27 protein-coding genes are annotated in these 23,970 nt (G+C 54.2%); 14 read left to right on the top strand and 13 right to left on the bottom strand.

From position 1 onward, the window contains the following. Nucleotides 1-180: 180 nt before the first annotated feature. Nucleotides 181-678, bottom strand: a complete 498-nt coding sequence (locus JHD74_RS19815; RefSeq protein ID WP_024527059.1) for a hypothetical protein — start codon at nt 676-678, stop codon at nt 181-183. Between the two features lie 172 nt (nt 679-850). Here JHD74_RS19815 and hda point away from each other — a divergent pair, with 172 nt between their 5' ends. Further along, nucleotides 851-1,552, top strand: a complete 702-nt coding sequence (hda, locus tag JHD74_RS19820) for a DnaA inactivator Hda (RefSeq protein WP_024484905.1) — start codon at nt 851-853, stop codon at nt 1,550-1,552. A gap of 23 nt (nt 1,553-1,575) precedes the next feature. Here hda and JHD74_RS19825 read toward each other — a convergent pair whose 3' ends face one another. Further along, nucleotides 1,576-2,256 carry a GntR family transcriptional regulator gene (locus JHD74_RS19825; protein ID WP_074031438.1) on the bottom strand — a complete coding sequence of 227 codons (681 nt, stop codon included), beginning with the start codon at nt 2,254-2,256 and terminating at the stop codon, nt 1,576-1,578. A 125-nt stretch (nt 2,257-2,381) separates the two neighbouring features. Here JHD74_RS19825 and JHD74_RS19830 point away from each other — a divergent pair, with 125 nt between their 5' ends. The 4 genes from JHD74_RS19830 to JHD74_RS19845 are packed head-to-tail and all read left to right on the top strand — an operon-like array spanning nt 2,382 to nt 6,474. Then, complete coding sequence (locus JHD74_RS19830) at nt 2,382-3,098, top strand: DUF2848 domain-containing protein (protein WP_199063353.1); 717 nt, start codon at nt 2,382-2,384, stop codon at nt 3,096-3,098. Beyond that, nucleotides 3,098-4,447 carry an amidase gene (locus JHD74_RS19835; RefSeq protein WP_199063354.1) on the top strand — a complete coding sequence of 450 codons (1,350 nt, stop codon included), beginning with the start codon at nt 3,098-3,100 and terminating at the stop codon, nt 4,445-4,447. The genes JHD74_RS19830 and JHD74_RS19835 overlap by 1 nt, the downstream gene beginning before the upstream one ends. Nucleotides 4,448-4,498: 51 nt before the next feature. Next, nucleotides 4,499-5,152: a DUF4286 family protein gene (locus tag JHD74_RS19840; RefSeq protein ID WP_199063355.1), complete on the top strand. Its 654-nt coding sequence runs from the start codon at nt 4,499-4,501 to the stop codon at nt 5,150-5,152. Then, nucleotides 5,149-6,474, top strand: coding sequence for an MFS transporter (locus JHD74_RS19845; protein WP_074031441.1), 1,326 nt, complete (start codon nt 5,149-5,151; stop codon nt 6,472-6,474). Before JHD74_RS19840 ends, JHD74_RS19845 begins: the two co-directional genes overlap by 4 nt. Nucleotides 6,475-6,518: 44 nt before the next feature. Here the strand turns inward: JHD74_RS19845 and arsC are convergent, their stop codons facing one another. Both arsC and JHD74_RS19855 read right to left on the bottom strand, forming a co-directional pair. Further along, nucleotides 6,519-6,872: an arsenate reductase (glutaredoxin) gene (gene arsC, locus JHD74_RS19850; RefSeq protein ID WP_199063356.1), complete on the bottom strand. Its 354-nt coding sequence runs from the start codon at nt 6,870-6,872 to the stop codon at nt 6,519-6,521. Between the two features lie 21 nt (nt 6,873-6,893). Next, nucleotides 6,894-8,363: a M48 family metallopeptidase gene (locus JHD74_RS19855; protein WP_021178754.1), complete on the bottom strand. Its 1,470-nt coding sequence runs from the start codon at nt 8,361-8,363 to the stop codon at nt 6,894-6,896. A gap of 304 nt (nt 8,364-8,667) precedes the next feature. Between JHD74_RS19855 and JHD74_RS19860 the strand changes: the two genes are divergently transcribed. Continuing rightward, nucleotides 8,668-9,744 carry an AI-2E family transporter gene (locus JHD74_RS19860; protein ID WP_024527067.1) on the top strand — a complete coding sequence of 359 codons (1,077 nt, stop codon included), beginning with the start codon at nt 8,668-8,670 and terminating at the stop codon, nt 9,742-9,744. Nucleotides 9,745-9,786: 42 nt separating this feature from the next. Here JHD74_RS19860 and bcp read toward each other — a convergent pair whose 3' ends face one another. Both bcp and JHD74_RS19870 read right to left on the bottom strand, forming a co-directional pair. Continuing rightward, a complete protein-coding gene (gene bcp, locus JHD74_RS19865; RefSeq protein WP_021178751.1) occupies nt 9,787-10,251 on the bottom strand; it encodes a thioredoxin-dependent thiol peroxidase in 465 nt (154 codons plus the stop codon). Between the two features lie 2 nt (nt 10,252-10,253). Further along, nucleotides 10,254-10,859 (bottom strand): glycine cleavage system transcriptional repressor, encoded by a 606-nt coding sequence (locus JHD74_RS19870; protein WP_071784392.1) that lies wholly within the window; start codon nt 10,857-10,859, stop codon nt 10,254-10,256. A 108-nt stretch (nt 10,860-10,967) separates the two neighbouring features. Here JHD74_RS19870 and dapA point away from each other — a divergent pair, with 108 nt between their 5' ends. From dapA to ypfH, 6 genes are all read left to right on the top strand, one after another. Continuing rightward, nucleotides 10,968-11,849, top strand: a complete 882-nt coding sequence (dapA, locus tag JHD74_RS19875) for a 4-hydroxy-tetrahydrodipicolinate synthase (protein WP_199063357.1) — start codon at nt 10,968-10,970, stop codon at nt 11,847-11,849. A gap of 16 nt (nt 11,850-11,865) precedes the next feature. Further along, on the top strand, nt 11,866-12,918 hold the full coding sequence (bamC, locus tag JHD74_RS19880) for an outer membrane protein assembly factor BamC (RefSeq protein ID WP_199063358.1): 1,053 nt from the start codon (nt 11,866-11,868) through the stop codon (nt 12,916-12,918). Nucleotides 12,919-13,084: 166 nt separating this feature from the next. Beyond that, the gene (gene purC / locus JHD74_RS19885; protein WP_021178747.1) at nt 13,085-13,798 is read left to right on the top strand and encodes a phosphoribosylaminoimidazolesuccinocarboxamide synthase; all 714 of its coding nucleotides are present in this window, start codon (nt 13,085-13,087) and stop codon (nt 13,796-13,798) included. Nucleotides 13,799-13,996: 198 nt separating this feature from the next. Further along, on the top strand, nt 13,997-14,866 hold the full coding sequence (locus JHD74_RS19890; protein ID WP_046807978.1) for a neutral zinc metallopeptidase: 870 nt from the start codon (nt 13,997-13,999) through the stop codon (nt 14,864-14,866). Nucleotides 14,867-14,922: 56 nt separating this feature from the next. Beyond that, nucleotides 14,923-16,932 carry a tRNA(Met) cytidine acetyltransferase TmcA gene (locus JHD74_RS19895; RefSeq protein WP_199063359.1) on the top strand — a complete coding sequence of 670 codons (2,010 nt, stop codon included), beginning with the start codon at nt 14,923-14,925 and terminating at the stop codon, nt 16,930-16,932. A 108-nt stretch (nt 16,933-17,040) separates the two neighbouring features. Beyond that, nucleotides 17,041-17,730, top strand: coding sequence for an esterase (gene ypfH, locus JHD74_RS19900; protein WP_074031446.1), 690 nt, complete (start codon nt 17,041-17,043; stop codon nt 17,728-17,730). 28 nt (nt 17,731-17,758) lie between these two features. On the opposite strand, the gene JHD74_RS19905 is transcribed toward ypfH, so the two are convergent. The 4 genes from JHD74_RS19905 to JHD74_RS19920 are packed head-to-tail and all read right to left on the bottom strand — an operon-like array spanning nt 17,759 to nt 20,128. Beyond that, nucleotides 17,759-17,944: a YpfN family protein gene (locus JHD74_RS19905; RefSeq protein WP_021178743.1), complete on the bottom strand. Its 186-nt coding sequence runs from the start codon at nt 17,942-17,944 to the stop codon at nt 17,759-17,761. A gap of 2 nt (nt 17,945-17,946) precedes the next feature. Continuing rightward, the gene (locus JHD74_RS19910; RefSeq protein ID WP_199063360.1) at nt 17,947-18,621 is read right to left on the bottom strand and encodes a M15 family metallopeptidase; all 675 of its coding nucleotides are present in this window, start codon (nt 18,619-18,621) and stop codon (nt 17,947-17,949) included. Continuing rightward, complete coding sequence (gene dapE, locus JHD74_RS19915; protein ID WP_024527074.1) at nt 18,618-19,745, bottom strand: succinyl-diaminopimelate desuccinylase; 1,128 nt, start codon at nt 19,743-19,745, stop codon at nt 18,618-18,620. The genes JHD74_RS19910 and dapE overlap by 4 nt, the downstream gene beginning before the upstream one ends. Next, nucleotides 19,742-20,128: an ArsC family reductase gene (locus JHD74_RS19920; protein ID WP_024484524.1), complete on the bottom strand. Its 387-nt coding sequence runs from the start codon at nt 20,126-20,128 to the stop codon at nt 19,742-19,744. The genes dapE and JHD74_RS19920 overlap by 4 nt, the downstream gene beginning before the upstream one ends. A gap of 460 nt (nt 20,129-20,588) precedes the next feature. Here JHD74_RS19920 and JHD74_RS19925 point away from each other — a divergent pair, with 460 nt between their 5' ends. After that, nucleotides 20,589-21,002 (top strand): hypothetical protein, encoded by a 414-nt coding sequence (locus JHD74_RS19925; RefSeq protein ID WP_199063361.1) that lies wholly within the window; start codon nt 20,589-20,591, stop codon nt 21,000-21,002. A 9-nt stretch (nt 21,003-21,011) separates the two neighbouring features. Here the strand turns inward: JHD74_RS19925 and JHD74_RS19930 are convergent, their stop codons facing one another. The 3 genes from JHD74_RS19930 to JHD74_RS19940 all read right to left on the bottom strand — a co-directional run bounded on the left by JHD74_RS19930 (nt 21,012) and on the right by JHD74_RS19940 (nt 22,477). Continuing rightward, a complete protein-coding gene (locus tag JHD74_RS19930; protein WP_199063362.1) occupies nt 21,012-21,329 on the bottom strand; it encodes a hypothetical protein in 318 nt (105 codons plus the stop codon). 226 nt (nt 21,330-21,555) lie between these two features. Then, entirely contained in the window at nt 21,556-21,987 is a 432-nt protein-coding gene (locus JHD74_RS19935; protein ID WP_024527077.1) for a GNAT family N-acetyltransferase, read from the bottom strand. A gap of 10 nt (nt 21,988-21,997) precedes the next feature. Continuing rightward, the gene (locus tag JHD74_RS19940) at nt 21,998-22,477 is read right to left on the bottom strand and encodes a tetratricopeptide repeat protein (protein WP_024527078.1); all 480 of its coding nucleotides are present in this window, start codon (nt 22,475-22,477) and stop codon (nt 21,998-22,000) included. A 220-nt stretch (nt 22,478-22,697) separates the two neighbouring features. Here JHD74_RS19940 and JHD74_RS19945 point away from each other — a divergent pair, with 220 nt between their 5' ends. Next, nucleotides 22,698-23,963: an MASE1 domain-containing protein gene (locus tag JHD74_RS19945; protein ID WP_199063363.1), complete on the top strand. Its 1,266-nt coding sequence runs from the start codon at nt 22,698-22,700 to the stop codon at nt 23,961-23,963. Nucleotides 23,964-23,970 lie beyond the last annotated feature (7 nt).

A 23,970-nucleotide genomic window follows, 5' to 3' on the forward strand; every position in this document is an offset into this window, starting at 1 on the left:
CCCCCCCCCCCCCCCCCCCCCCCCCCCCCCCCCCCCCCCCCCCCCCCCCCCCCTTTTTAGATGTGTATAAGAGACAGTCCCAAAAGACTTTAAATTATCCATCATCACGCTGATAGACAACTTAGGCGGGTAGCCAAGCGGGCGCAGTAAATGCCGCGCCCATATACAAAGCAACTCTGTTTATTGATTGGCGGGTTGGGCCGGCTGTTCGGTTTTACCGTCGGCTTGTTGAGTCTTATTGTCCATGCTGTTCTTGAGCTGCTCGGTTTTTGCCTTGGCCTGTTGAGCCAGATCGTTCGCTCCGTTAATCGCATCGGCCTTGATGTTTTTGGCCTGATCGATCAACTGCTGGCTTTGTTTGTCTGCATCCTGTTTGATCGCTGCAGCCTTGGCTTTGGCATCATCAGTGAGGGCATCCGCCTGCTTGGCGGCGTCATCTTTAATGGCGGAAGCTTGGTCCTTCAACTGTTCCGTCTGGGCCGCCGCGGCCTGCTTGATCTCTTCCGCTTTAGCCTTGGCGTCGTCGGTCAGTTGATCGGCTTTCTTTTCCGCCGCATCTTTCATTTGTTCGGCACTGTCTTTGGCCTTATCCAGATGGGAATCGACCTTGGCATCATCGCAACCCACCAGCAGTAAACCTACCATTGAGGCCAATAGCACTTTATTCCACGCTTTCACGGTCTAGCTCCTTTCGGTCATCTTCAATTTGTGCGATTTATCTTAGAACAGCTTTGCCGTATAAGACAAATTTGGCAACTAAATTGCGTTGTTCTCATGGCGGGTTCAACAGCGGTTGCTTTCTGTGGTAGACTCTTCGCGTTTTCCTGCCAGTTTTGGTTGAGGTGCTTTTCTGAATACGCCGGCACAGCTGTCACTGCCACTTTATCTACCCGATGATGAAACTTTTGCCAGTTTTTATCCGGGTGAGAACCCATCCTTGTTAGCCGCGATCCAATCCGCAGTCCGTCAGGAGCATGGTAGCTACATCTATTTCTGGTCACGCGAAGGCGGGGGACGCAGCCATTTGTTGCATGCGGCCTGTGCCGAACTCTCGCAGCGTGGCGAAGCGGTAGGCTATGTGCCCCTGGATAAGCGCGCCTATTTTGTGCCCGAAGTGCTGGACGGCATGGAACAGCTGGCGCTGGTCTGCATCGATAACATCGAATGCATTGCCGGTGATGAGGAATGGGAAATGGCGATTTTCAATCTCTATAACCGCATTCTGGAAACTGGCCGCACCCGCCTGTTTATCACTGGCGATCGTCCGCCGCGCCAGCTAAATCTGCATTTGCCGGATCTGGCCTCGCGCCTGGATTGGGGGCAGATCTACAAGCTACAGCCGCTGTCGGACGAAGAGAAACTACAGGCGTTACAGTTGCGTGCCAAACTGCGTGGTTTTGAACTGCCGGAAGACGTGGGCCGTTTCCTGCTCAAGCGTCTGGATCGTGAAATGCGCACGCTGTTTATGACGCTCGATCAGTTGGATCGCGCGTCCATCACGGCACAGCGCAAGCTGACCATTCCGTTTGTGAAGGAAATCCTGGGGTTGTAGCCCGTCACCACGCTTTAGGCTATTCACCCTTCGTGCAATAACGCACTGCGGAATGACAGGATGTGCGCCTGCGCAGCGCTGGCGGCGGCGTCGCTGTCCTGTGCGGCCAACGCGCTGATAATCGCCCGGTGTTCATCGATAACTTCCTGCATATGCCCTTCTCGCGACAGCGTGCTGGCCCAGAAACGTTGAGCTCTGGCGTGCAGTACGCTCAGAATATCCGCCAGCATGTTATTTCCGGCAATCTGTGCCAGCTCCTGATGGAACTGATGATCCAGCGTCATCATCCGCACACGGTCACGATCCTGGCTGGCGGTTTCGATCTGCTGGTTCAGTGCGTTCAGCGCGGCAACCTGTGGCTGGGTGATCTTGGCACTGGCCAGGCGCATACACAGCATTTCATTGGCCAGCCTGACATCAATCAACTCTAACGCATCGTCTATCGATAGCGGCGCTACCATCACCCCTTTGCGCGGGATCACCTGCAGCAAGCCCTCATTCGCCAAACGGTGGATCGCCTGATTGATCGGTGTTCTGCCCATATCCAGCTCACCCATTACCTGCGCGGTATTGAGGTACTCACCTGGTTTGTAACTTAACGTCACCAATGCCTGCTTGAAGCGGCGGTAAGCCACTTCATTGAGCGACAAACCGGCTTCATCTGCTACCGGGAACCCTCGATCCTCTGCGTCAATGGTCTTCACATACTACTCCTGCAAGAAGAAATTTTTAGACATGGTACACAAAAACGTCACATGGCAGTCGCTTAGTTGTTAACTGAAGATATAGTGAAATTTCACACCATTTTAACTAAAGGGACACAATTGCCATGAGGCTGACCTTTACTTTACCAGAAACCTGTAGTGCCAAGACGCTGGATGCTGACATCGATCATCTGGTCATCGCTGGCTGGACCGGTCGCGATTATAAGGCAATTCAACATCATATCCAGGAACTGGCCGAGCTGGGTGTCCCTCAACCCAGCAGCGTCCCGCTGTTTTACCGTGTGGCGGTTAATCAACTTAGCCAAGGCGATTGCATCGAAGTGATCGGCGAGGCGACCTCCGGCGAGGCGGAACCGCTCATTTTCAGCCATGGTGGTGAGCTGTATGTCTCATTGGCATCCGATCATACCGATCGTCAGTTGGAAGTACACAGCGTAGCACTGTCCAAGCAGATCTGCGTTAAACCGGTAGCGCGTGCTGCCTGGCCATTATGCGAAGTGAGCGATCACTGGGACTCCTTGATCCTGCGTTCATGGGTTAAGGAAAATGGCGCGTTTCAGCTTTATCAGCAGGGGACTCTCGCCAGCCTGCGCACTCCCGGTGATTTGCTCGAACGCTATCTTGGTGGACAGCAACTGCCAGAAAGCGGCATGGCGCTTCCCCTGCTACCGAGTGACGGGCTGGCAATGACCTGTGGCACGGTCGCGGCGATTGGGGGGATCCGACCATCAGCCGAATTCCGTATGGAACTGGTGGATGAGGTGTTGGGGCGCACCATCGCCCATAGCTATCGCAGTATCGAACTGCCGGTGGTGGCGTGATGGCTAAGTTAACGCTTGTACAGGCCGCAGCCGGGTTGGCCAGTGGAGAGTTTACTTCCAGGCAGTTGATCGCCGGTGCCTTGGCGCAGATCGCCGATCCGCAAGGGGAAGGGGAGCGTACTTTTACTCAGGTGTATGCCGATTGGGCACAACAGCAGGCGCTGGCGGCTGACCAACGTCGTGCAGTAGGCAAACCGCTGTCCCCTTTGGATGGCGTGCCGGTTTCGATCAAAGACCTGTTTGACGTGAGCGGGCAGGTAACTACCGCTGGTTCTCAGGTGCTGGCCGGTGCTGCGGTGGCCAAGAAGCACGCTGCGATAGTAGAGCGTCTGTTGCAGGCGGGAGCGGTAGTGATCGGTAAAACCAACATGACCGAGTTCGCCTACTCCGGGCTGGGACTCAATCCGCATTTTGGTACCCCTGCAAATCCCTGGGATCGGGCCGCCCGCCGTATCCCCGGCGGATCGTCTTCCGGTGCGGCGGTCGCGGTAGCTGACGGTATGTGCTGCGGTGCTGTTGGCAGTGACACCGGGGGATCGGTACGTATTCCGGCCGCTTTCTGTGGCTTGACCGGCTATAAGCCTACCGCCCGTCGAATGGCCAGCGGTGGACTGCTGCCGTTGTCGCCTTCGCTGGACTCTATTGGGGTGATTGCTCATGACGTTGCCAGCTGTATCGCACTGGATGCGGCGATCGCCGAGCAAGCGCTACGGCCTGAGTCACAATCCTTGGAGAGTGCACGTTTTGCCGTCCCGCAAACGTTAGTGCTGGATAGCTTGGACGAAGAGGTTGCAGCGGCGTTTGAGCGCACCTTGAAACGTTTGGCCCAGGCCGGTGCGCAGATTGAAGCTATCCCTTGCAGCGAATTCGCCGAATTGGCGGAGATCAATGGTGCCGGTGGTTTTACGGCACTGGAGTCTTGGCATTGGCACCAGCCGTTGATTGCCGAATATGCCGAGGGTTATGACCCCCGGGTGCTGTCACGCATTCGCCGTGGCCAGCCGTTGGGCGAGAGCGATCTTCAGCAGCTACGGCAGCTGCGTGCCAGTTGGCAACAGCGGGTGACAGCCAAGGTGCAGGGTTTTGACGCCTTGTTGATGCCAACCGCGCCGTTGATAGCACCAACCATTGCCGAACTGGCAGAGGACGACGAAGCCTACTTTCGTGCCAACGGTGCCGCGCTGCGTAATCCTTCCGTCATCAACTTCCTCGACGGCTGTGCGTTATCACTACCCTGCCAGCGGCCAGGTGAGGCCCCCGTCGGCCTGATGGTGGCCGGGTTACCCATGCATGACCAGGCGCTGCTGGGTTGGGCGCTGGCAATCGAACGTTGCCTTGCCGGCGCGTGATTTTTCGGCAGGGTGCCACCTTGCCTTACTGACTCTACCAGGAGAATACCCATGATCGGTTCCCCGAACGGAATGCTGTTTGTTGCAACGGATGTCGCCGCGCAGGATGAGGCGGATTTCAATCAGTGGTACGACCGTGAACACGTGGAAGAGCGGGTGCGTGTTCCCGGTTTTCTATCCGGTACGCGCTATCAGGCGCTACAGGGGGGGCGCAAATACCTCGGGCTGTATAAAACCGCCTCTCTGGCCAGTTTTACCTCCCAGGCCTATCGCAACGCTTTTACCCAACAGACACCGTGGTCGGTTGCCTGCCTGGGCAAGATGCGCGATCCCCTGCGCCGGGTCTGCACGGTTGAAGCCGTCACCGGCCAGGGCAGTGGTAGCCATCTGAGCATCATCACGCTGGCAGTGAGTGAGCAGGATGTTCTGAAAAACGATGTTAAGCACCTGGGTTCCTTGTTGGCTGAACAGCCGGGTTTTGTGCGCAGCAGCCTGCTGTTGCCAAACGCCGAGCTCAGTTCTCCGCTTCCGCAAGAGTCGCGGGAAAATCGTCAGCTGTTACCGATGGTGTTGATCGAGAGTAGTAGCGCAGAGGCGGGGCAGCGTTTGAGTGAGCTGGCTTGCCACACGTTGAAAATCCCTGCTGGCGAGGAGGTGCATTACGCACTTGGCTGGCAACTGACCTCACAGGAGCTGGCATCATGAATACGTCCACCACTGAAACACCGATTGTGGACTTATCGGTGAAAGATCACGCCGTCGATCCTCCTAAAACCGGCAGGTTGGCGGCCGCCAGTTCGATAGGTACCGCGCTGGAATGGTATGACTTCACCGTTTACAACATCATGGCGGCGTTGATTTTCAACCATGTTTTCTTCCCGTCATTCGATCCGTTGGTCGGCACCATTCTGGCGTTTTCCACTTATGCGGTCGGCTATGTTTCACGGCCCATCGGCGGCATCGTCTTCGGGCATCTTGGCGACGTGTTGGGACGGCGTTTTGTGCTGGTTGCCACGCTGGTGATCATGGGCGTGACTACTACCCTGATGGGATTACTGCCCGGCTATGCAAGTTGGGGGATTTGGAGCCCGCTGTTGCTGGTGGCACTACGTTTTATCCAGGGCATTGCGCTGGGTGGGGAATGGGCTGGAGCCGTGCTGCTTTCGATGGAACATGGTAAGCCACATCAGCGTGGGCGTAACGCCTCATTTGCGCAAGTCGGCCCCTCTTGCGGTTCGCTGATTGGCACCGGGCTGATCGCGTTGGTGACCATGGCGATGTCGGCAGACGATTTCCAACAGTGGGGATGGCGTATTCCGTTCCTGTTGAGCCTGGTGCTGGTGGTCTTTGGCCTGTGGTTGCGCCGTGGGGTCGGGGAAACACCGGCGTTCCTGAAATTGGAAGCGTCGAAGGATGTTACCCATTCGCCGATCCGCGAGGTTTTCACCCAACACCCACGCTCGTTGCTGATCGCCGGTGGTTCGCGCATTGGCTCCGACGTGTTGTACGCCTTGGTGGTGGTGTTTACCCTGACTTACGTGACCACGGTGCTGAACCTGCCACGGCCACTGGCGCTGACTGCCACCATGTTGGGGGCGATCGGCAACGCGATTACCGTACCGATGTTTGGCGCCTTATCCGATCGCTTAGGCCGCCGACCAGTGTATATCGGCGGGGCACTTGCGGGGATAGTCTGGGCTTTTGCCTTCTTTGTGTTGCTCGATAGCAGTCAACCGGTGTTGATTTGTACCGCAGTAGTGATTGGCTTGCTGATCCATGCGGCGATGTTCGGCCCGCAGGCGGCCTTCATCACCGAACAGTTCCCGACCAGGGTGCGCTATGCTGGTTCTTCGCTGGCTTATACTCTGGCGGGGATCGTGGGAGGTGGCTTTGCGCCGTTGATCATTGCTTCGTTATTCACTTCTTTTGACAGCACGCTGGCGATTTCGGCTTACGTTGTGCTGGCACTGCTAATTACCTTGTGGGCCTTGCTCGCCGCCCGGGAAACAGCGCATAAACCGTTGTAAATACAGCAGCCGGGCGGATTAACGCCCGGTTTGCCGTCACGGGATCACAAGATCTCCAGTACCTGCTCTGGTGGCCTGCCAATACGGGCTTTGCCTCCTTTCACCACGATTGGGCGTTCGATCAGTTTCGGATTGCTCACCATCGCTTGCAGCAGTTGTTCTTCACTCAGGGTTTCATCCGCCAGCCCCAGCTCCTTGTAGAGATCTTCTTTCTTACGCATCAGTTCACGTGCTGAAGCGAAACCGAGCTCTTGCAACAGCTTTTTCAGCTCGGCGACGGAAGGCGGCGTATCCAGATACAGCACCACCTGCGGTTCGACGCCATGCTGTTCCAGTAGTGCCAGCGTTTCCCGGCTTTTCGAGCAGCGTGGGTTGTGATAAATAGTGACGTTTTTCATCTTTCTCTTTCCTTGTTCAAATCAAGTGCGTTGGAACTTGCTGAAGGTTCTTTGCAACTGACGCAGTTGGTCAATCCGCGCATCATAGCGAGCCTGTTTCAGGCTGCCCAGCTTTTGCAATGAGCTGGCGTTACTGAGCAAACCTATTGCCTGATCCAGACGGCCTGCCAGTGCCAGGCTTTCAGCCCGGGCGGAGAGTTCTTCATCGCGTAACCCTTGAGCAGCACTGGCCTGAGCCAACAGATCCCAGCCGTTCGGATCGTCTGGATGGGCAAAGGTATAACGGTTGAGGATTTTTGACGCTTGAGCGGGTTGATTGCCCTCAACGTAGGCGTTCGCCAGGTTGAGCAGCAACACCGGGTTATTGCTTTGCGCCGCATTGACCGCCTCAAGGCGAGCAATAGCCTGAGCGGCTTTATTCTGACCCAGATCGATGTCGGTCAGCAGATCCAGCATCCAGACGTTTTTCGGATCTTTTGCCAACAGCGGCTGAATAAGATTGCGTGCTTCGTCGTATTTCTTGGCTTCATAGAACAGGATCGCCCGGCCATATTTGGCGGCTATTTGCTCGCGAATGTTGCCTTTGCTGTAAGTGTTCAACAGGTCTTCGCTCAGACCATAGCCTTCCGAGCTGTACATGCCCAGCGTACGTACCCGCGCTAGCAGATAGTCCTGGCTGGATTGCACCAGATGGCGCGGCATTTGGTTGGCGCGGTTGCGGGCATCCGAAAGCCTGCTGTCCGGCAACGGGTGCGTCAGCAGCATTTCCGGGGGTTTTGAGGCATAGCGGGACTGATCGGCCAGCCTTTGCAAGAAGTCTGGCATCGCTTCGGGATCGAACCCGGCGCGTTGCAATACCTGAATACCGATACGGTCGGCCTCTTGTTCATTTGCTTGGGTGAAGCTGATCATCCCCTGCTGCGTTCCCGCCAGCGTACCGCTCAGCGCCGCCATGCCCATGGTTGGGTTGGCCATTGCCAGCAGGATAGAACCTAGTGCGCCCACCCAGGTCAGTGGCGCGTTGCGTTGCTGGTCTTCCATTGCGCGGGCCAGGTGGCGCTGGGTCACGTGTGAGATTTCATGCGCCAGAACCGAGGCCAGTTGGCTCTCGTTGTCGGTTTCACGGAACAGGGCCGAGTGCAGCACCACGTTGCCGCCGAAGAAGGCAAAGGCGTTGATCTCGTCGTTACGGACTAGAAAGAAGTGGAACGGGGTGCGCACTGAATAGGCGCTGGCGACCAGCCGGTTACCCAACTGGTTGATATACTGGGTCAATAGCGGATCGTTGATCAACGGGGCGCTAGCGCGTAGCTGCCGCACGTAAAAATCGCCCATGGTCAGTTCCTGGCCGATGCTCAGCGTTCCCCCTGCGGAAGTCCCCATATCCGGCAGTTGGTCTTGCGTTTGGGCGTTAACCGGCGCCAACGCAGAGGTGCAAAGCGAGCCGAGCAGCAGGACTGTTAGCGCTGTTTTAGTCAACCGGATGGTCATAGTCAGGTCATTCCCTCAATAAAGTCATCAACTAAGACGCCAGCATCAGATAAGAGTTCTTCTTCCATGCCAGACTCTCCAGTACAATCATCGCGAAAGTGCGTTGGCTCACAAAAATGCATTTTCAGGGGTTGTGCGCCTAAGCGGCAAAAACGCTATCACATCATAGCCAGCCACAACCTACATTGAAACGTCTGCACGGTGATAACCGGGCTAAAATTATCTAAAAATCATGTCATACCAGCTCGGCCGCACAGGGATTGGCGAGCCTCACCCCCATTGATGGAATAAGGAGCAATCTCTGATGTTAGAGATGTTATTACAGTGGTACCGACGTCGTTTCACCGATCCGCAGGCTATTGCGCTGCTGGTGATCCTGGTTGCCGGGTTCTGCATCCTTTATTTTTTACACGGTATCTTGACCCCCTTGCTGGTAGCGCTGGTGCTTGCTTACCTGCTGGAGTGGCCTACCGCTCGCCTTCAGCGCCTGGGATGCTCGCGCACCTGGGCGGCAAGCATCATGCTGATTGTGTTTGGCGGTATTGCCATGCTGTTGGTCTTCGTGGTCGCGCCAACCGCCTGGCAGCAGGGCATCAACCTGATGACCGATTTACCAGGCATGCTCAATCAGTTCTACAACTATGCGGCGACCTTGCCGACACGCTACCCGGCGCTGGTGGATGCGGGCATCATTGATATGATGGCGCAGAACCTGCGTGAGCGCCTGTCGGGCATGGGAGAATCGGTGGTGAAATTCTCGCTGGCCTCACTGGTTGGGCTGCTGACTCTGGCCATCTATCTGATCCTGGTCCCTTTGATGGCGTTCTTCCTGCTGAAGGATAAAGAGCAGATGATCAACGCGGTACGCCGCGTGCTGCCGCGCAACCGTGGGTTGGCAGGGCAGGTATGGATCGAGATGAACCAGCAGATCACCAACTATATTCGCGGCAAGGTGTTGGAGATGGTGATCGTCGGGGTGGCGACCTATCTGGTGTTCTTTATCCTGGATATGCGTTATTCCCTGCTCTTGGCGGTGTTGGTCGGCCTCTCGGTGCTGATCCCATACATCGGCGCGGTGCTGGTGACGATCCCTGTGGTGGTAGTGGCCATGTTCCAGTGGGGCATTGGTGCCGACTTCTGGACGCTGATTATCGCTTATCTGGTGGTGCAAGGGTTGGATGGCAACCTGCTGGTGCCGATCCTGTTCTCCGAGGCGGTCAACCTGCATCCGCTGGTGATCATTCTCTCGGTGATTATCTTCGGCGGCCTGTGGGGGTTCTGGGGCGTATTCTTCGCCATCCCGTTGGCGACGTTGGTGAAAGCCGTGATCCACGCCTGGCCGGATGACATGCTGGTGGATGTGGGTGATGAGGTGAAGTGAGAAAAATAAAGCGCAGCAACTGATGCTGCTGCGCTTTACCCTTTACTGCTGCAGGTAGTTCAGAACGATTTCGTGGTGATTGGTGGTCTTGAAATCATCGAACACTTTCTCAACCTTGCCGTCGGTGCCGATCAGGAAGCTGATACGGTGAATACCGTCATAGGTTTTGCCCATGAAGGTTTTCTCGCCCCAAACGCCAAACTGCTGAGCTACCTGATGATCTTCGTCGGATAGCAGCGTGAAATTGAGCAGTTCTTTCTCAACAAAACGCGAGAGCTTTTCGGGTTTATCGGTGCTGATGCCCAGCACTTCGACACCCGCCTTTTTCAATTCATCCATGTTATCCCGTAACCCGCAGGCTTGCACGGTGCAACCTGGCGTCATGGCTTTGGGATAAAAGTAAACCAGTACTCGTTGTCCCTGGAAGTCGGCCAAGTTAATTTCCTCGCCATCCTGGTCGAGTAAACTAAATTTCGGCGCTGTATCACCGGCTTTCAATGGGCTCATAACTACTCTCCATCTCTCTCATCATGCTGTGGATAGTTCACCACGCTAATACTGCCTTGCGCATTCAATTCTGTACATAGGCGATAAAAGGCTTGTTCAATATTTGTGGCATCCTGACCGCCGGAACTGTGAGCGGTGATCTGAATATAGAGCTGCGAGGGCTGCTCACCTTTTGCTGGCTGAGTCCGTGACACCAGCTCGGCAATGTTCATCTGGCTCGAATCAAACAGGCCGGTAAACCGCTCGATGATATGCGGGGAGTCTTTTACCTCAACCTGTACCCACACTGTAGCTGGCATTGGCGGTCTTTCTTGCGAGTTTGTGCGTTTCATCACGATCAGTAAATCCAGCTCGGCGCCTTTTTGCGGCAAAGTGGATTCGATCAGGGTAATCGCGTTCCAGCTACCTGAAAGCAGCATGATGAAGGTGAACTCTTCACCCAGCATGGCCAGACGGCTATCTTCGATATTGCACCCGCAGCTACTGACGTGGCGGGTGATGGCGTTGACGATACCGGGGCGATCGGCGCCCAGTGCGGTGATCACCAGATAGTGTTCATCAGGCTTAGGCAAAATGCAGCTTCCTGTCGTACTGAATGGGGTTACCATGGTAAACACAAAAAAAACCGCCTGCCAAGCGCTTAGACACGTTGTTTGCTTGCTTTTGGATAGGTGACAAAAGTACCATGGGTAACTTGTTTGTGAAGGGGACGGCCAATGTTTACGGGAAGTATTGTTGCACTGGTTACGCCGATGGACACCAAAGGTGCTGTCGATCGTGCGAGCCTAAAAAAACTGATTGATTATCATGTAGCCAGTGGGACTGCGGCGATCGTTTCCGTAGGAACTACCGGCGAGTCTGCCACGCTGCCCCATGACGAACATGTGGACGTGGTCTTGCAGACGCTGGAACTGGCCGCAGGCCGTATTCCAGTGATCGCCGGCACCGGTGCCAACGCCACCAGCGAGGCTATCTCACTGACGCAGCGTTTCAGCAATACCGGCGTCGTGGGCTGCCTGTCGGTCACGCCTTACTACAACAGACCGACCCAGGAAGGCCTGTACCAGCATTTCAAAGCCATTGCCGAAAGCACCGATCTGCCGCAGATCCTCTATAACGTGCCTTCACGCACCGGTTGTGACATGCTGCCGTCAACGATCGCTCGTTTGGCCAAAATTAAGAATATTGTTGCCGTTAAAGAGGCAACAGGGAACTTAAGTCGTGTTAGTCAGATCCAAGTGCTGGTTGATGATGAAGACTTCATTTTGCTGAGCGGCGACGACGCCAGCGGTCTGGACTTCATGCAACTGGGTGGCAAAGGGGTGATTTCCGTGACGGCCAACGTGGCTGCGCGTGAAATGGTTGAACTTTGCCGCCTGGCGGCGCAAGGCAATTTTGCCGAAGCACGCCGTTTGAATCAGCGCTTGATGCCTTTGCATCAGGATTTGTTCGTAGAAGCAAACCCAATTCCGGTGAAATGGGCCTGTAAGGCATTGGGATTGATGGCAACCGATACGATGCGTCTGCCTATGACGCCGTTGACCGACGCTGCCCGTCCTGTCGTGGAGCGTGCGTTGAAAAGCGCCGGTTTGCTGTAACTCTTAGGGAGATTTGATGGCTTATTCATTGCAAAAGTCGACGCTAGCAACGGTCGTGGGATTAGCGCTGGTGATGACGCTGGCGGCTTGTTCTACCGATCAGCGCTACAAACGCCAGGTTAGCGGCGATGAGGCCTATCTTGACGCCGCACCGCTCAAACCGTTGAGCGCGCCGTCCGGCCTGATCCTGCCGGTACAAACCGGTAATTATGAAGTGCCGGCAAGCGCGCAGAAAGGCGCTGTTGGCAAGCAACTGGATATCCGGCCACCGGTACAGCCGCTGGCACTGTTGAGCGGTTCTCGTGGCCAATATGCGGGTGACAGCGGCACGCTGCTGCTGGAAAGCAGCCCGCAGAACGATAACCTGTGGTCGCGCGTAGCCAGCCTGTTGCAGAGCAAAAACATTCCGATTGCCTCACGTACGGATGCCAGCCAAACGCTGACCACCGACTGGGTGAAGTGGAACCGTCTGGATGAAGACAACCAGTACGAAGGCCGCTACCAGATCACGGTACAGAAACAGGGTTACCAGCAAGCGTTGGTGGTGAAAACCCTTGAACTGCGTCAGCAGGGGCAAACCGACAAGGTTACCGATCCTTCTGAAGTTCAGCGCTACAACGGTATGATGATGAACACTATCGTTGAAGGCCTGGACAAGCAGGACAACCTGTCGAGCAGCCAGTCCGCCAACCGTATTGGCGTATTGGATGTGCAGAGCGGCGCGGATGACACCGGTTTGCCGACGCTGATCGTACGTGCGCCGTACACGGTAGTGTGGGATCGTTTGCCACCGGCACTGGAAAAACTGGGGATGAAAGTGGGTGACCGCAGCCGTCCGCAGGGTACCGTCGCCGTAACCTACAAATCCCTGAGCAGTAGTGATTGGGATGCGTTGGGCGCGAAAGATCCTGAACTGAAAGAGGGTGATTACAAACTGCAGGTCGGTGATTTGAATAACCGTACCAGTTTGCAATTTATCGATTCCAAAGGTAAGCCGTTGACCCAGTCGCAGAACGATGCGCTGGTCGCCGTGCTCCAGACGGCTTTCAGTAAAACCAGCGTTAAATAAATACATCTAGGGGCTACGGCCCCTTTTTGTTTTGCTGATACGGTATCGTTTGCGTCGCAGATTTGGCACAATAGTTATCAGCAAACCAAAGAACTTATCAGGTCAATTTTGTGCCCAGTAGGCTGTCTGGCAGCCGGAAGGTACCATCTCATTGGAGTAAGTTAAGATGCAAAAGCTAGCTGAACTGTATCGCGGCAAGGCAAAAACCGTCTACACCACCGAAAACCCGGATCTGCTGGTGTTGGAATTCCGTAACGATACGTCAGCACTGGATGGTCAGCGCATTGAGCAGTTCGATCGCAAAGGGATGGTGAACAACAAGTTCAACCATTTCATTATGAGCAAGCTGGAAGAGGCTGGTATCCCAACGCAAATGGAACGCCTGCTGTCAGATAACGAAGTGCTGGTGAAAAAGCTGGAGATGGTACCGGTTGAGTGTGTGATCCGTAACCGCGCTGCGGGCTCTTTGGTCAAGCGCTTGGGTATCGAAGAAGGCTTGCCGCTAAATCCTCCGCTGTTTGATCTGTTCCTGAAGAACGACGCGATGCACGACCCAATGGTGAACGAATCCTATTGCGAAACCTTCGGCTGGGTGAGCAAAGAGCATCTGGCGCGCATGCGTGAGCTTAGCTACATGGCTAACGACGTGCTGAGCAAGTTGTTTGACGATGCTGGCCTGATCCTGGTCGATTTCAAGCTGGAGTTCGGCCTGTTCAACGGCGAAGTGGTGCTGGGCGATGAGTTCTCCCCGGACGGTAGCCGCCTGTGGGACAAGAATACCCTGGCCAAGATGGACAAGGACCGCTTCCGCCAGAGCCTGGGTGGCCTGATTGAAGCCTACGAAGAAGTCGCCCGCCGTATCGGTGTGAAGCTGGACTAACCGTTAAATAATGCCCCTCACTCTAGCCCTTTCCCGGTAGGAGAGTGCAGAGTCAGGGGCAAAGCATCGAACCGAGCCTCTCATCCCTCATTCACCACTTTCCAGAAAATTACTGCATTCCATCCGCCACGAACGCCTTATAATAGTAACCAGGGCAAGTTTCCTACGATTATTAAAAATCATCTCTGGAGTTTATTTATGCGTTGGCAAGGGCGTCGAGAAAGTGACAATGTCGAGGATCGCCGTGGGCAGTCTTCCGGTCTGGGCGGCGGTGGTGGTGGTCCCCGGATACCTATCGGCGGCAAAGGTGGCCTGATCATTCTGGTAGTGGTGCTGGTTGCCGGTTACTACGGGGTAGACCTGACTCCGCTGCTGAATGGCGGAGATGTCTCCCCACAGTCTCAACAGCAAAGCGCCAGCATCAGTCCGCAAGACGATCAACTGGCCAAGTTTACCTCGGTGGTGCTGGCCTCTACCGAAGATAACTGGCAGGGGATCTTCAAGCAGATGGGGAAAAACTATCAGGATCCGAAATTGGTCATGTACCGGGGCGCGACGCGTACCGGTTGCGGCACTGGCCAATCGGTGATGGGGCCGTTCTATTGCCCGGCGGACGACACGGTCTATATTGATCTCTCTTTCTACCAGGATATGAAAACCAAGCTGGGTGCGGGCGGTGATTTTGCCCAGGCCTATGTGGTTGCTCATGAAGTGGGCCACCACGTGCAGAATCTATTGGGGATTGAGCGCAAGGTTCGCCAGATGCAGCAAGGGGCTAGCCAGGCAGAGGTTAACCGCCTGTCGGTGAAAATGGAGCTTCAGGCCGACTGCTTTGCCGGCGTTTGGGGGCACTACGCCGAGAAACAGCAGATGCTGGAAGCGGGCGATCTGCAAGCCGCGCTGAATGCCGCACAGGCGATTGGTGACGACCGTTTGCAGCAGCAAAGCCAGGGGCGAGTGGTGCCGGACAGCTTTACGCATGGCACCTCGCAGCAGCGTTATACCTGGTTCAAGCAAGGGTTCGATAGCGGCGACCCTAACACCTGCAACACCTTCGCCTCCCGTTGATATTACTCAGTGCCGGTGCCTAGAGCCCGGCACTCTGCTTTCAGGCCTCAATATTCATGTTACAAAAAATGCAACAACGCATGCAGCAGCAGGGTATTCGGCGACTGTTGGTGATCAGCGGCGAATCGCAATGGTGCCGGGATCAGGCGCAGCAACTGGCGGCACAGCTGCCGGGTGACTGGCCTTGGGTCGGTAATGGCGCGCCCGCAGGAATCGATGCGTTGGCGAGTCACGCGGTCAGAACCTTGCTGGGGCAAGAGCGGTTGCATGCGGTGTTTGATGCGTTAGTAGGGCTGGACGTTGAAGCGCTGGCCCAGCTATGCGGGACATTACAAGCCGGTAGCTGGTTACTGTTGCTGGTGCCACCTTGGCAAAGCTGGCCGCAGCAGCCAGATAGTGACAGCCTGCGCTGGAGCGATTGCCCACAGCCGATCGCCACGCCCCATTTTATCCACCATCTGCAACAACAATTGCTGGCCGATAGCGAAGTGTCTATCTGGCGGCAAGGTGAACCCTTGTGCCTGGCTCCCTTACCATCACGGCCAGATTGGCAGGCTCCCCAGGGTGATCCGAGTGATGAGCAGCAGGCCATTTTGGCCCAGTTGTTGGCGGCCGAGTCTGGGATCTGGGTATTAACCGCTGCGCGTGGCCGAGGGAAATCGACGGTGGCGGGGATGTTAATGGCCAGCAGCCCGTTAGCCTGTTGGATCACCGGCCCGAGCCGCGCCGCTACCGACGTTGCCAGTGAGTGGGCCGCCGGACGGGCCCAGTTTTGGGCACCGGATGCTTTGCTACAGCATTGTGCTGAACATGGTGCAGAGGGTGTTGGCTGGCTGCTGGTGGATGAGGCCGCAGCGATCCCAGGACCTTTACTGCAACAGCTAATGGACTATTTTCCACGCGTATTACTGACAACAACGGTGCAGGGATACGAAGGAACGGGGCGCGGTTTTTTACTGAAGTTCTGCGCCACCTTGCCACAGTGGCAGCCGCTAAGCTTGCAGCAACCGATGCGTTGGGCAGCGGGCGATGCCCTGGAGCGGATTATCGATCATGCCTTGCTGTTCAACGAGGAACCGGTATGGGCAGTGGCCGGGCAGTCACCTACTATTGGTGCTATTGAGCAGGCAGAACTGTGTGCCGATCCTCAACGGTTACGACGTTTCTATGCGTTGCTCTGTAGCGCACACTATCGAACTTCTCCGCTGGATTTACGCCGCCTGATGGATGCGCCCGGGATGCACTTCAGTGCGGCATCGCTGGAGGATGAGGTGGTCGGGGCACTGTGGCTGGTGGATGAGGGCGGCTTATCGGTTGAACTGGCTCACGAGGTTTGGGCGGGTCGCAGAAGGCCACGTGGCAATCTGGTTGCTCAATCTTTGGCAGCACATAGCGGCCAATGGTGGGCACCCACTCTGCATTCCCGCCGTATTACCCGTATCGCCGTGTTGCCAGAGTTACGCCAGCAAGGGATCGCCAGCCGGTTAGTGGAACAGCAAAAACGCGTCTCGCAGGGATTGGATTTTCTTTCCGTCAGCTTCGGCTATACCGAGCCACTGTGGCGGTTCTGGCAATCTTGTGGTTTCACCCTGGTGAGGATTGGCAACAAACCGGACGCCAGCAGCGGCTGTTATAGCGCCATGGCATTGCTAGCTATTAGCGAGCAAGGGGAGGCGCTGTGCCATGCAGCGCATAAGCATCTGGCACGGGATTGGCGCTGGTTGCGGCAACGTAGCGACTTGTTGTTGGAATTCGACGATGATGCCGATCCACTATTAAATGAAGAAGATTGGCGCGAGCTGGCCGGTTTTGCCTTTGCCCATCGGCCCTTGGAGGCCAGCCTGGGGGCGCTACAACGTCTGTTGTTGACCAGCTCACTGCCCTGTGCGGTATTGCGCGCGCATTTGCAGCAACAACAAACCATGGCCCAGTGCGCTACCCAATATGGCCTGAGTGGCCAAAAAGCCTTGCTACGGCTTTGGCGACAAGAGGCTGGGCAGGCGCTGCAACAAATTAATGCGCAACATTGCCGTTACTGGCAGGAGTGGGCGCAGTCGTTGCAATAAATGGAAAGAGTTGTTCAATAAAACCCGATTTTCCTGATTTCTCCGCGGCGTATAGTAAGGGGCAGTTGCCGGGTCAGTCCCGGATGTATCTAACCTGAGGAGTCCACTATGAAACACTCGCATTTCGTTGTCCAAAGCCCCGCAACACCGGCAGAGCAACTGATACTGCTGTTTCATGGCGTGGGGGATAACCCGGTGGCGATGGGGGAGATTGGCAGTTACTTCGCCAAAGATTTCCCACAGGCCTTGGTGGTGAGCATTGGTGGCCCATTCGCTTTTGGTAACGGTGAGGGGCGCCAATGGTTCTCGGTTCAGGGGATCACTGAAGACAACCGCGCACAGCGTATTGCCGAAGTGATGCCAACCTTTGTTGAAACCGTGCGCTACTGGCAGCAACACAGCGGCGTGAGCTACGCGGGCACCGCACTGGTTGGTTTTTCGCAGGGTTCGATTATGGCTCTGGAAGGATTGAAAGCCGAAGCCAAACTGGCAGGGCGGGTAGTGGCCTTCAGCGGCCGTTTTGCCCAGTTACCGCAAGCCGATTTTGGTGACAGCGTGGTACACCTGATCCATGGTGAGACGGACGGCGTTATTGCTGCGGAACATGCGCAAGCGGCTGAGGCTCAGTTACAGGCCGTTGGCGCAGACGTGACGTTGGATATTGAGCCAGGCGTCGGGCATGCAATCAGCTCGGGCATGATGAATGCTGCTCTGGAGCGTTTGCATTACTACGTGCCACAGCGCTATTGGGAAGAGGCGATGTTTGGTAAACGGGGCGATCTGATCGCCTTTAAATAAACACCAGGGCGCTATGTGCGCCCTGAGGTTATGGCTTTTTCGGCCAGTCGTCTTCGTCGTCCCACTTGGCGTTGTTATCGCGGTGGGGCGGCAATTCAGGCTTGTTAGCCAGGAATTTTCGATGATCCAGGCGGCGTAATTCCTTGATCCCGCTAATGATAATGCCTGCCAATATCACCAGGATTATCCACCAGTAGTCAGCTAACCAATGCATGTTTACACCTTTCCTTCAGGGCGAACAAAACGCGAGAATATCGCGGGCAGATGGCTTGTGAGCCAAGATGCGCCAGCAACGTCCTTATCTCGCCAGGCCGCCAGCAGCAGCTCGGGCGTCAGTAAATGCTCGGCCTCCTGCGCCAACGGGCGATAACTTAAATGCCAGGGTTCCATCGCCACTCCCCCCTGATCGGCGGTAAACGGGCGATAGAAACCAAACTCGGCCATATGTACAGTCAACCAAAGATTGAGCGGATGGAAATAACCACCGGCTTCATATTCCCACGGCTCCAACTGTAACTTTTGCCCTTCTGGCAATAGCGACGGATCGTACACATCCAGATCGCTGCCCCAGTGATGACGGCTGGCACCCGGCAGGGCCGACCACCGCAAAATGGCTTCGCAACGCTCGGCGGCGGACAATGGCTGGATATCCATCGGCTGGCTATTGTGATCTAATACTGGCCGCTCTCCGTAGAACTTGCCATTCCAGATCGCCAGTTGCCGGTCGAAATCGCGAAAGGTGCTGGCCGGTTGCAGATCGAAGCCTGCCGCTTCAGCCGCCTGTTGCATGGCCTGAAAGGCCACCACCGCAGCGGGTTGCAGACGGTGATTGCCGCTCAGTACGGTGAGATGCTCCGTTGAGCGTCCAGTGAGCATTTCTGCGCTGATCATGCGACCAGTTGCTCCATGATACGCTGATACATGCGGCTCAGTAACTGCAGATCCGCCGCATGTACGCATTCATTCACTTTATGGATGGTGGCGTTGACCGGCCCCAACTCAACCACCTGTGCTCCCATCTGGGCGATAAAGCGGCCATCAGAGGTACCGCCGGTAGTCAGCAATTGCGGAGTGAGCTCGGCATAGTGTTCCACCGCATTCACCACGGCATCGACCAAGGCACCGCGTGAAGTTAGGAAAGGTTGGCCAGACAGCCACCAATCAATGCTGTAATTCAAGTTATGGCGATCCAGCAGTTCCTGCACCCGCTGCTTGATCAGGGTATCGGTCAGTTCGGTGCTGAAGCGGAAGTTGAACTGCACGAACATTTCACCGGGGATCACGTTGTTGCTGCCAGTGCCAGCCTGAACGTTGGCAATTTGCATGCTGGTTGGCGGGAAGAATTCATTACCCTGATCCCACTCAATGGTGACCAGTTCGTTTAACGCAGCCATAGCCCGGTGAACCGGGTTATCCGCCAGATGCGGATAGGCGACGTGCCCTTGAACGCCATGGATACGCAGATTGGCGGTGATCGAGCCACGGCGGCCATTTTTCACCACGTCTCCGACCCGCTCGGTGCTTGAAGGTTCGCCGACCAGGCAATAATCAAGGCGTTCGTTGCGAGCCATCAAGGCTTCGACCACCTTCACGGTGCCATGAGTGGCGCTGGCCTCTTCGTCTGAGGTGATTAGAAACGCCAGGCGGCCCTGATGGTTGGGGTTGGCGGCAACGAAGCGTTCTGCGGCCACCACCATGGCGGCCAGGGAACCTTTCATATCGGCGGCTCCGCGACCATAAAGCATGCCGTCGCGGATGACAGGCTCAAATGGCGGGTTATCCCAATTTTTCTCGTCGCCGGTTGGCACCACATCGGTGTGGCCAGCAAATGCCAGCGTGCTGCCCTGGCCGCGCCAGGCCCAAAAGTTTTGCGTATCGCCAAAGTTCATCGGTTCGACGGTAAAGCCGATCGCTTTCAGGCGGGCGATCATCAGCTCCTGACAGCCTTCGTCATGCGGGCTGAGGGAAGGGCGCTTGATAAGCTGTTGCGCCAGTTCGATAACAGGGCAGATCATGAGTTAACCTCGGTAATAAATTGCTGATAGCTTTCGCTGCTGAAACCTAGCAGGGCATGTCCTTTACCATCGTCCAGCAAGGGGCGTTTGATCATGGCCGGTTGCTCCAGCATCAGGGCGATGGCGGCATCGGCATTGTCGCAGGCATTGCGCTGGGCTTCATCCAGCTTACGCCAGGTGGTTCCACGGGTATTCAACAATGGTTCCCAGCCCAGGCGAGCGACAAAATCACGCAACAGCTGCTCGTCCAGCCCGTCTGCGCGGTAGTCGTGGAATTGGTATGCCACTCCTTGTTCTTCCAGCCAGCGGCGGGCTTTTTTGATGGTGTCACAATTTTTGATGCCGAACATGGTCAGCGAGGTGTGCTGCGGTTTGTCTGTCATGGCGTAAAAGCTACCTTTTAATCGTCAAAATCTGTACTGAGTGGCACAAGAGTAGATCACTAACTTATACCGCACGGTGATAGCACAGATAATGCGGGAAAACGGGGTATAGATCCAGACAACGATGTGCTCATCATTGACAGAGAGAGGTTTGTATTTAAAGGCCAATACATACAGAATACGTCTGGTTTAGGCAAGTTTTTACTCGTTTGTTAGAGTGAAAGGTAAAGCTCCACTCAGTAATTATTACTGAATTGTTCGACCTGTATCGCAGTTAGCGAAAGTTACAGTATGGTACAGGTTTTTATACTGGTACTATGTGCTTATTGTACATAAATGACTATTATGATGAATGCTTATTTCTAAAAAAATAATTGAAACTTTAGGTTTTTCTTGTTATATAGCAATCAATTAAGTTAGAATAATAGAATTACAGTTACAATAAGATAGCAATAATACTATGAAAATCAATGAATTAATTTTGAAGAATGGATTCACTTACCAAGAGCTACTAAAATTAAAAAATCAGTATAGGGATAAAAAGAATGAAACCTATGGGAAAGGAGTAAAAACAACTGATGATGAATCATTAAAAAGCTACATTCTGCTAGTTTCTGAGCTATGCGGTGGAAATATGATATTTCTTTCCTCTGTTTTTTTTGTGATGATGTTTGGAGCTTACTTCTTTAGTGATGATATAAAGCAGGCTATCTTCTATTTAGTATTGTTCGTTATTTTTATTTTGTTTTATATCTGGATTAATAGCAGAGGAATGAAGCTAAGTCTCTTGCTAACAGCAAAATTGATTAGACTTCGATTCCGTATGTTCTTATATCGAGTGTCACCGCCAAAAGTAGAATACGTTGATAAATGAATTTTGTTATTATTCATCATTCAGTTCGTATGTACCATCAAAAAATAGAATCTTTGCTTTAACAACGGATGTACCTACCATGACAATTCTCATTGGAGTACCTTTACCATCCCACTTGGGTCTATAACCAGGTTTGAGATTTCTGAACATCATGCCGGTACCAGGCTTTTCAAACAATGCACTTGTTGCGAGTCTATCACCATGGTTCTTCAAAACTAAGCCGCGATACCCTGCATACGCAGTTATAGTAAAATCAACGGTACTATAAGCTAAATCACCATAACTTTTAAGTTTACTTGAATGAAGCCTACGACCAAGATTGGCCATCAATGCACCACCCACAGCTTGACCTGTACCGGTGGCGACTCCCCAACCTATTTTTGCATATTTTATAATTCCCTAGTATTCGTATATATCAGTAATAAGACACTTTTTATAATTACCTTGCCTTAAAATTTTATATTATCGACTATCTGAGGGCGGTGTTTAATATCGTTACTCATGCTATCCATACGCCAGGCTTATTAGGAGTCACTATTTAGCTGTTTGATGTTCAACGCACATACCCGCTATTTTGTAACCGCTCCAGCGCGCTTCCATCGGCATACACCATGCCGGTAGTCAGATCGTGGAAGCCATATCGCTTATAAAATGCCAATTTGTCCGGCACCGAATAAATAAACACTTTACCTAACGGGGCCAGATCTTGCATGACGCGATCCATCAACTGCTGACCATAACCTTGCCCTTGAAAGCGCGGATGGATGGCGACATCGGCCAGATAAGCTACCGAGGTCATGTCACTGATGGCGTGAGCGGTGGCCATCAGCTCTCCCTCAATAAAGCCCCAATAGCAGAATTGGCTATTTTGGTACACCTTCTGTAAGACCTGCGTATCACGCTCACCCAGCCCGGCAGCGGCCAGCAACTCGCCTAACTGTCGCCAGTCGATATTACATTTACGCGGATCGGTGATGATCTCCATAATTTTCCCCTCAGCCAATACGATCCAAATCCGCAGCATATTGCTGGATAGCACGCTGGTAGCTGCTGATTTCCGTATGCGCAGAGGTTTCAGCCAACAGGATCAGCAGGTCCGCCACCGCCTGTTTGGTTTCCCCCAGATTGTAGAGCGTCATGGCGCGGAATAGCGTGATCTCTTTGGCTTGCGGGAACTCGTTTAGCCCGTCGTCGAAAGCGGCTAGCGATTTCTGATATTCCCCCAATGCGCGATAGGTGCTACCCAGACCCAACCAGGCTTCCTGGCGTAACTGTGCAGGCAGGCCGTGCTGCAAGGCGGCGAGATAGCAGGGGATCGCCTGCTGCTCAAAGCCTTGCACATCGTAAAGGCACGCCAGCTGGTAATGCAGCTTGCCATCCAACGGTGCCTGTTGCAGCATCTGTTGGGCCAGCTCGGTGGCTTCCGGGTAGCGGCCTTGCTGTTTCAACTGCTCGATGGTGATACTCGAAGACATGATTTTCCCTTTCAACGGTGTTTTGCTAAATCCTGCATCAACGTTACTCCTCTACTATTCATCCGCAAAGAAATATATACCTGGATAGATCTCCGATGAGTTTGAAATAGTACGTTCACATCATGCTGATGTAGAATGTCCTATAGTTAATCAGGCTTTTCTTGACGGCAACACGTGATATTTTTCACAAAATGCCTGCGTGCATATCAGTGAGTAAAAAATGACACCCCACGTACCATCGTATGTTCGACAACTTTTCACCCTGCTGCTGTGGGGGATAATCTATTACCTCGCCGGATTGATCTCATTAAAATTTGACGACCCTAACTCGCCGATCGCAATCGTGTGGTTTCCCTCTGGTGTTGCGGTTGCCGCCTTTCTTTTGACCCGCTGGCGCAGTTATTTAACCCTGTTCGTCATTTTGACGTTGGCGAGCCTGTTGTTGAGGGACGGCTGGCAGCATAACCCACTGATATCACTGACCGATGCTGTGCTATCCATGCCAGCCAACGTAGCGATCGCCTGGGCAGTTCGCCGCTTTGCACGGCTTAATGACGATCTGCATACTATTTTAATCTGTATCACTGCAACCTTGGTCTTCAGCGGGTTGGATGCGCTAATTATTGGTGGGGGTTATGCCCTAATCCACCAGCAGCCTTTGTTTAGCTTGTTCTGGCAGAACTTTATCGCTGATGTTACCGGCATTATCTTTGCCACAACCGTGATTATGGGGTTTGTCAATCGGCGCTTGGAACCTGCCAGTTGCAACCTGCAAATGGGTCTTCTGGGAGCGGCACTTTGGCTGCTGCTGTGTGTTTCGATCTGGTTTATCTTTGGCTACCCCTTTCTCTGGCTGCAACACAACGCTGCGGCACTCTATTTTGCCTTGGCATGTCTCCCCATTATTCTGGCGATTATGCTTTCTGTGGCCTGGGGAAATCGCGGGGGCTCTCTCGCGCTTATCACTCTTGGGTTGGGAGTGATTTACTATACCAATCATCAGCATGGACCCTTTTTTCTAAAGGGCTTACATCTCAATGAGTCTCTGTTATTAGCCTTGAGCTACCTTTCCGCGACGGCGTTGTTGATCGTGTTTATCAGGGTGCTGAAGCACTCGACCAACAGTTTTAACCCAGATACCGGCCGGATAACCGGCAAGGGGGTGATTTATAGCCTCAATCCGCGGACCGGGATTTTGCACTGGGAAGATGAGCCAGGCAGTTTGTTTGAGCAGAAGGTTCCCAGCAAGCTGGACACGATAGATGACGTGATGCAATGGATTCACCCGCATGATCAAGGCAAGCTGCGTGACCATTGGCTCCTCAATGATAGTCCTCAGCCCCGTCCCCCGTTGGTATTCCGTATCCAGATGCCACAGGGAGAGTGGCTGACGTTGGTGGATAACAGCTGTGCCCTGCTGAATGAGGAAGAACAGAGCATTATCGTCGGCAACTGGCAAGCAAGCCATTATCACCAGGACAGTTAAATGAACC

It is taken from the genome of Serratia sp. ASV30 (assembly GCF_016428815.1).
Classification (GTDB): Bacteria; Pseudomonadota; Gammaproteobacteria; order Enterobacterales; family Enterobacteriaceae; genus Chania; species Chania fonticola_C.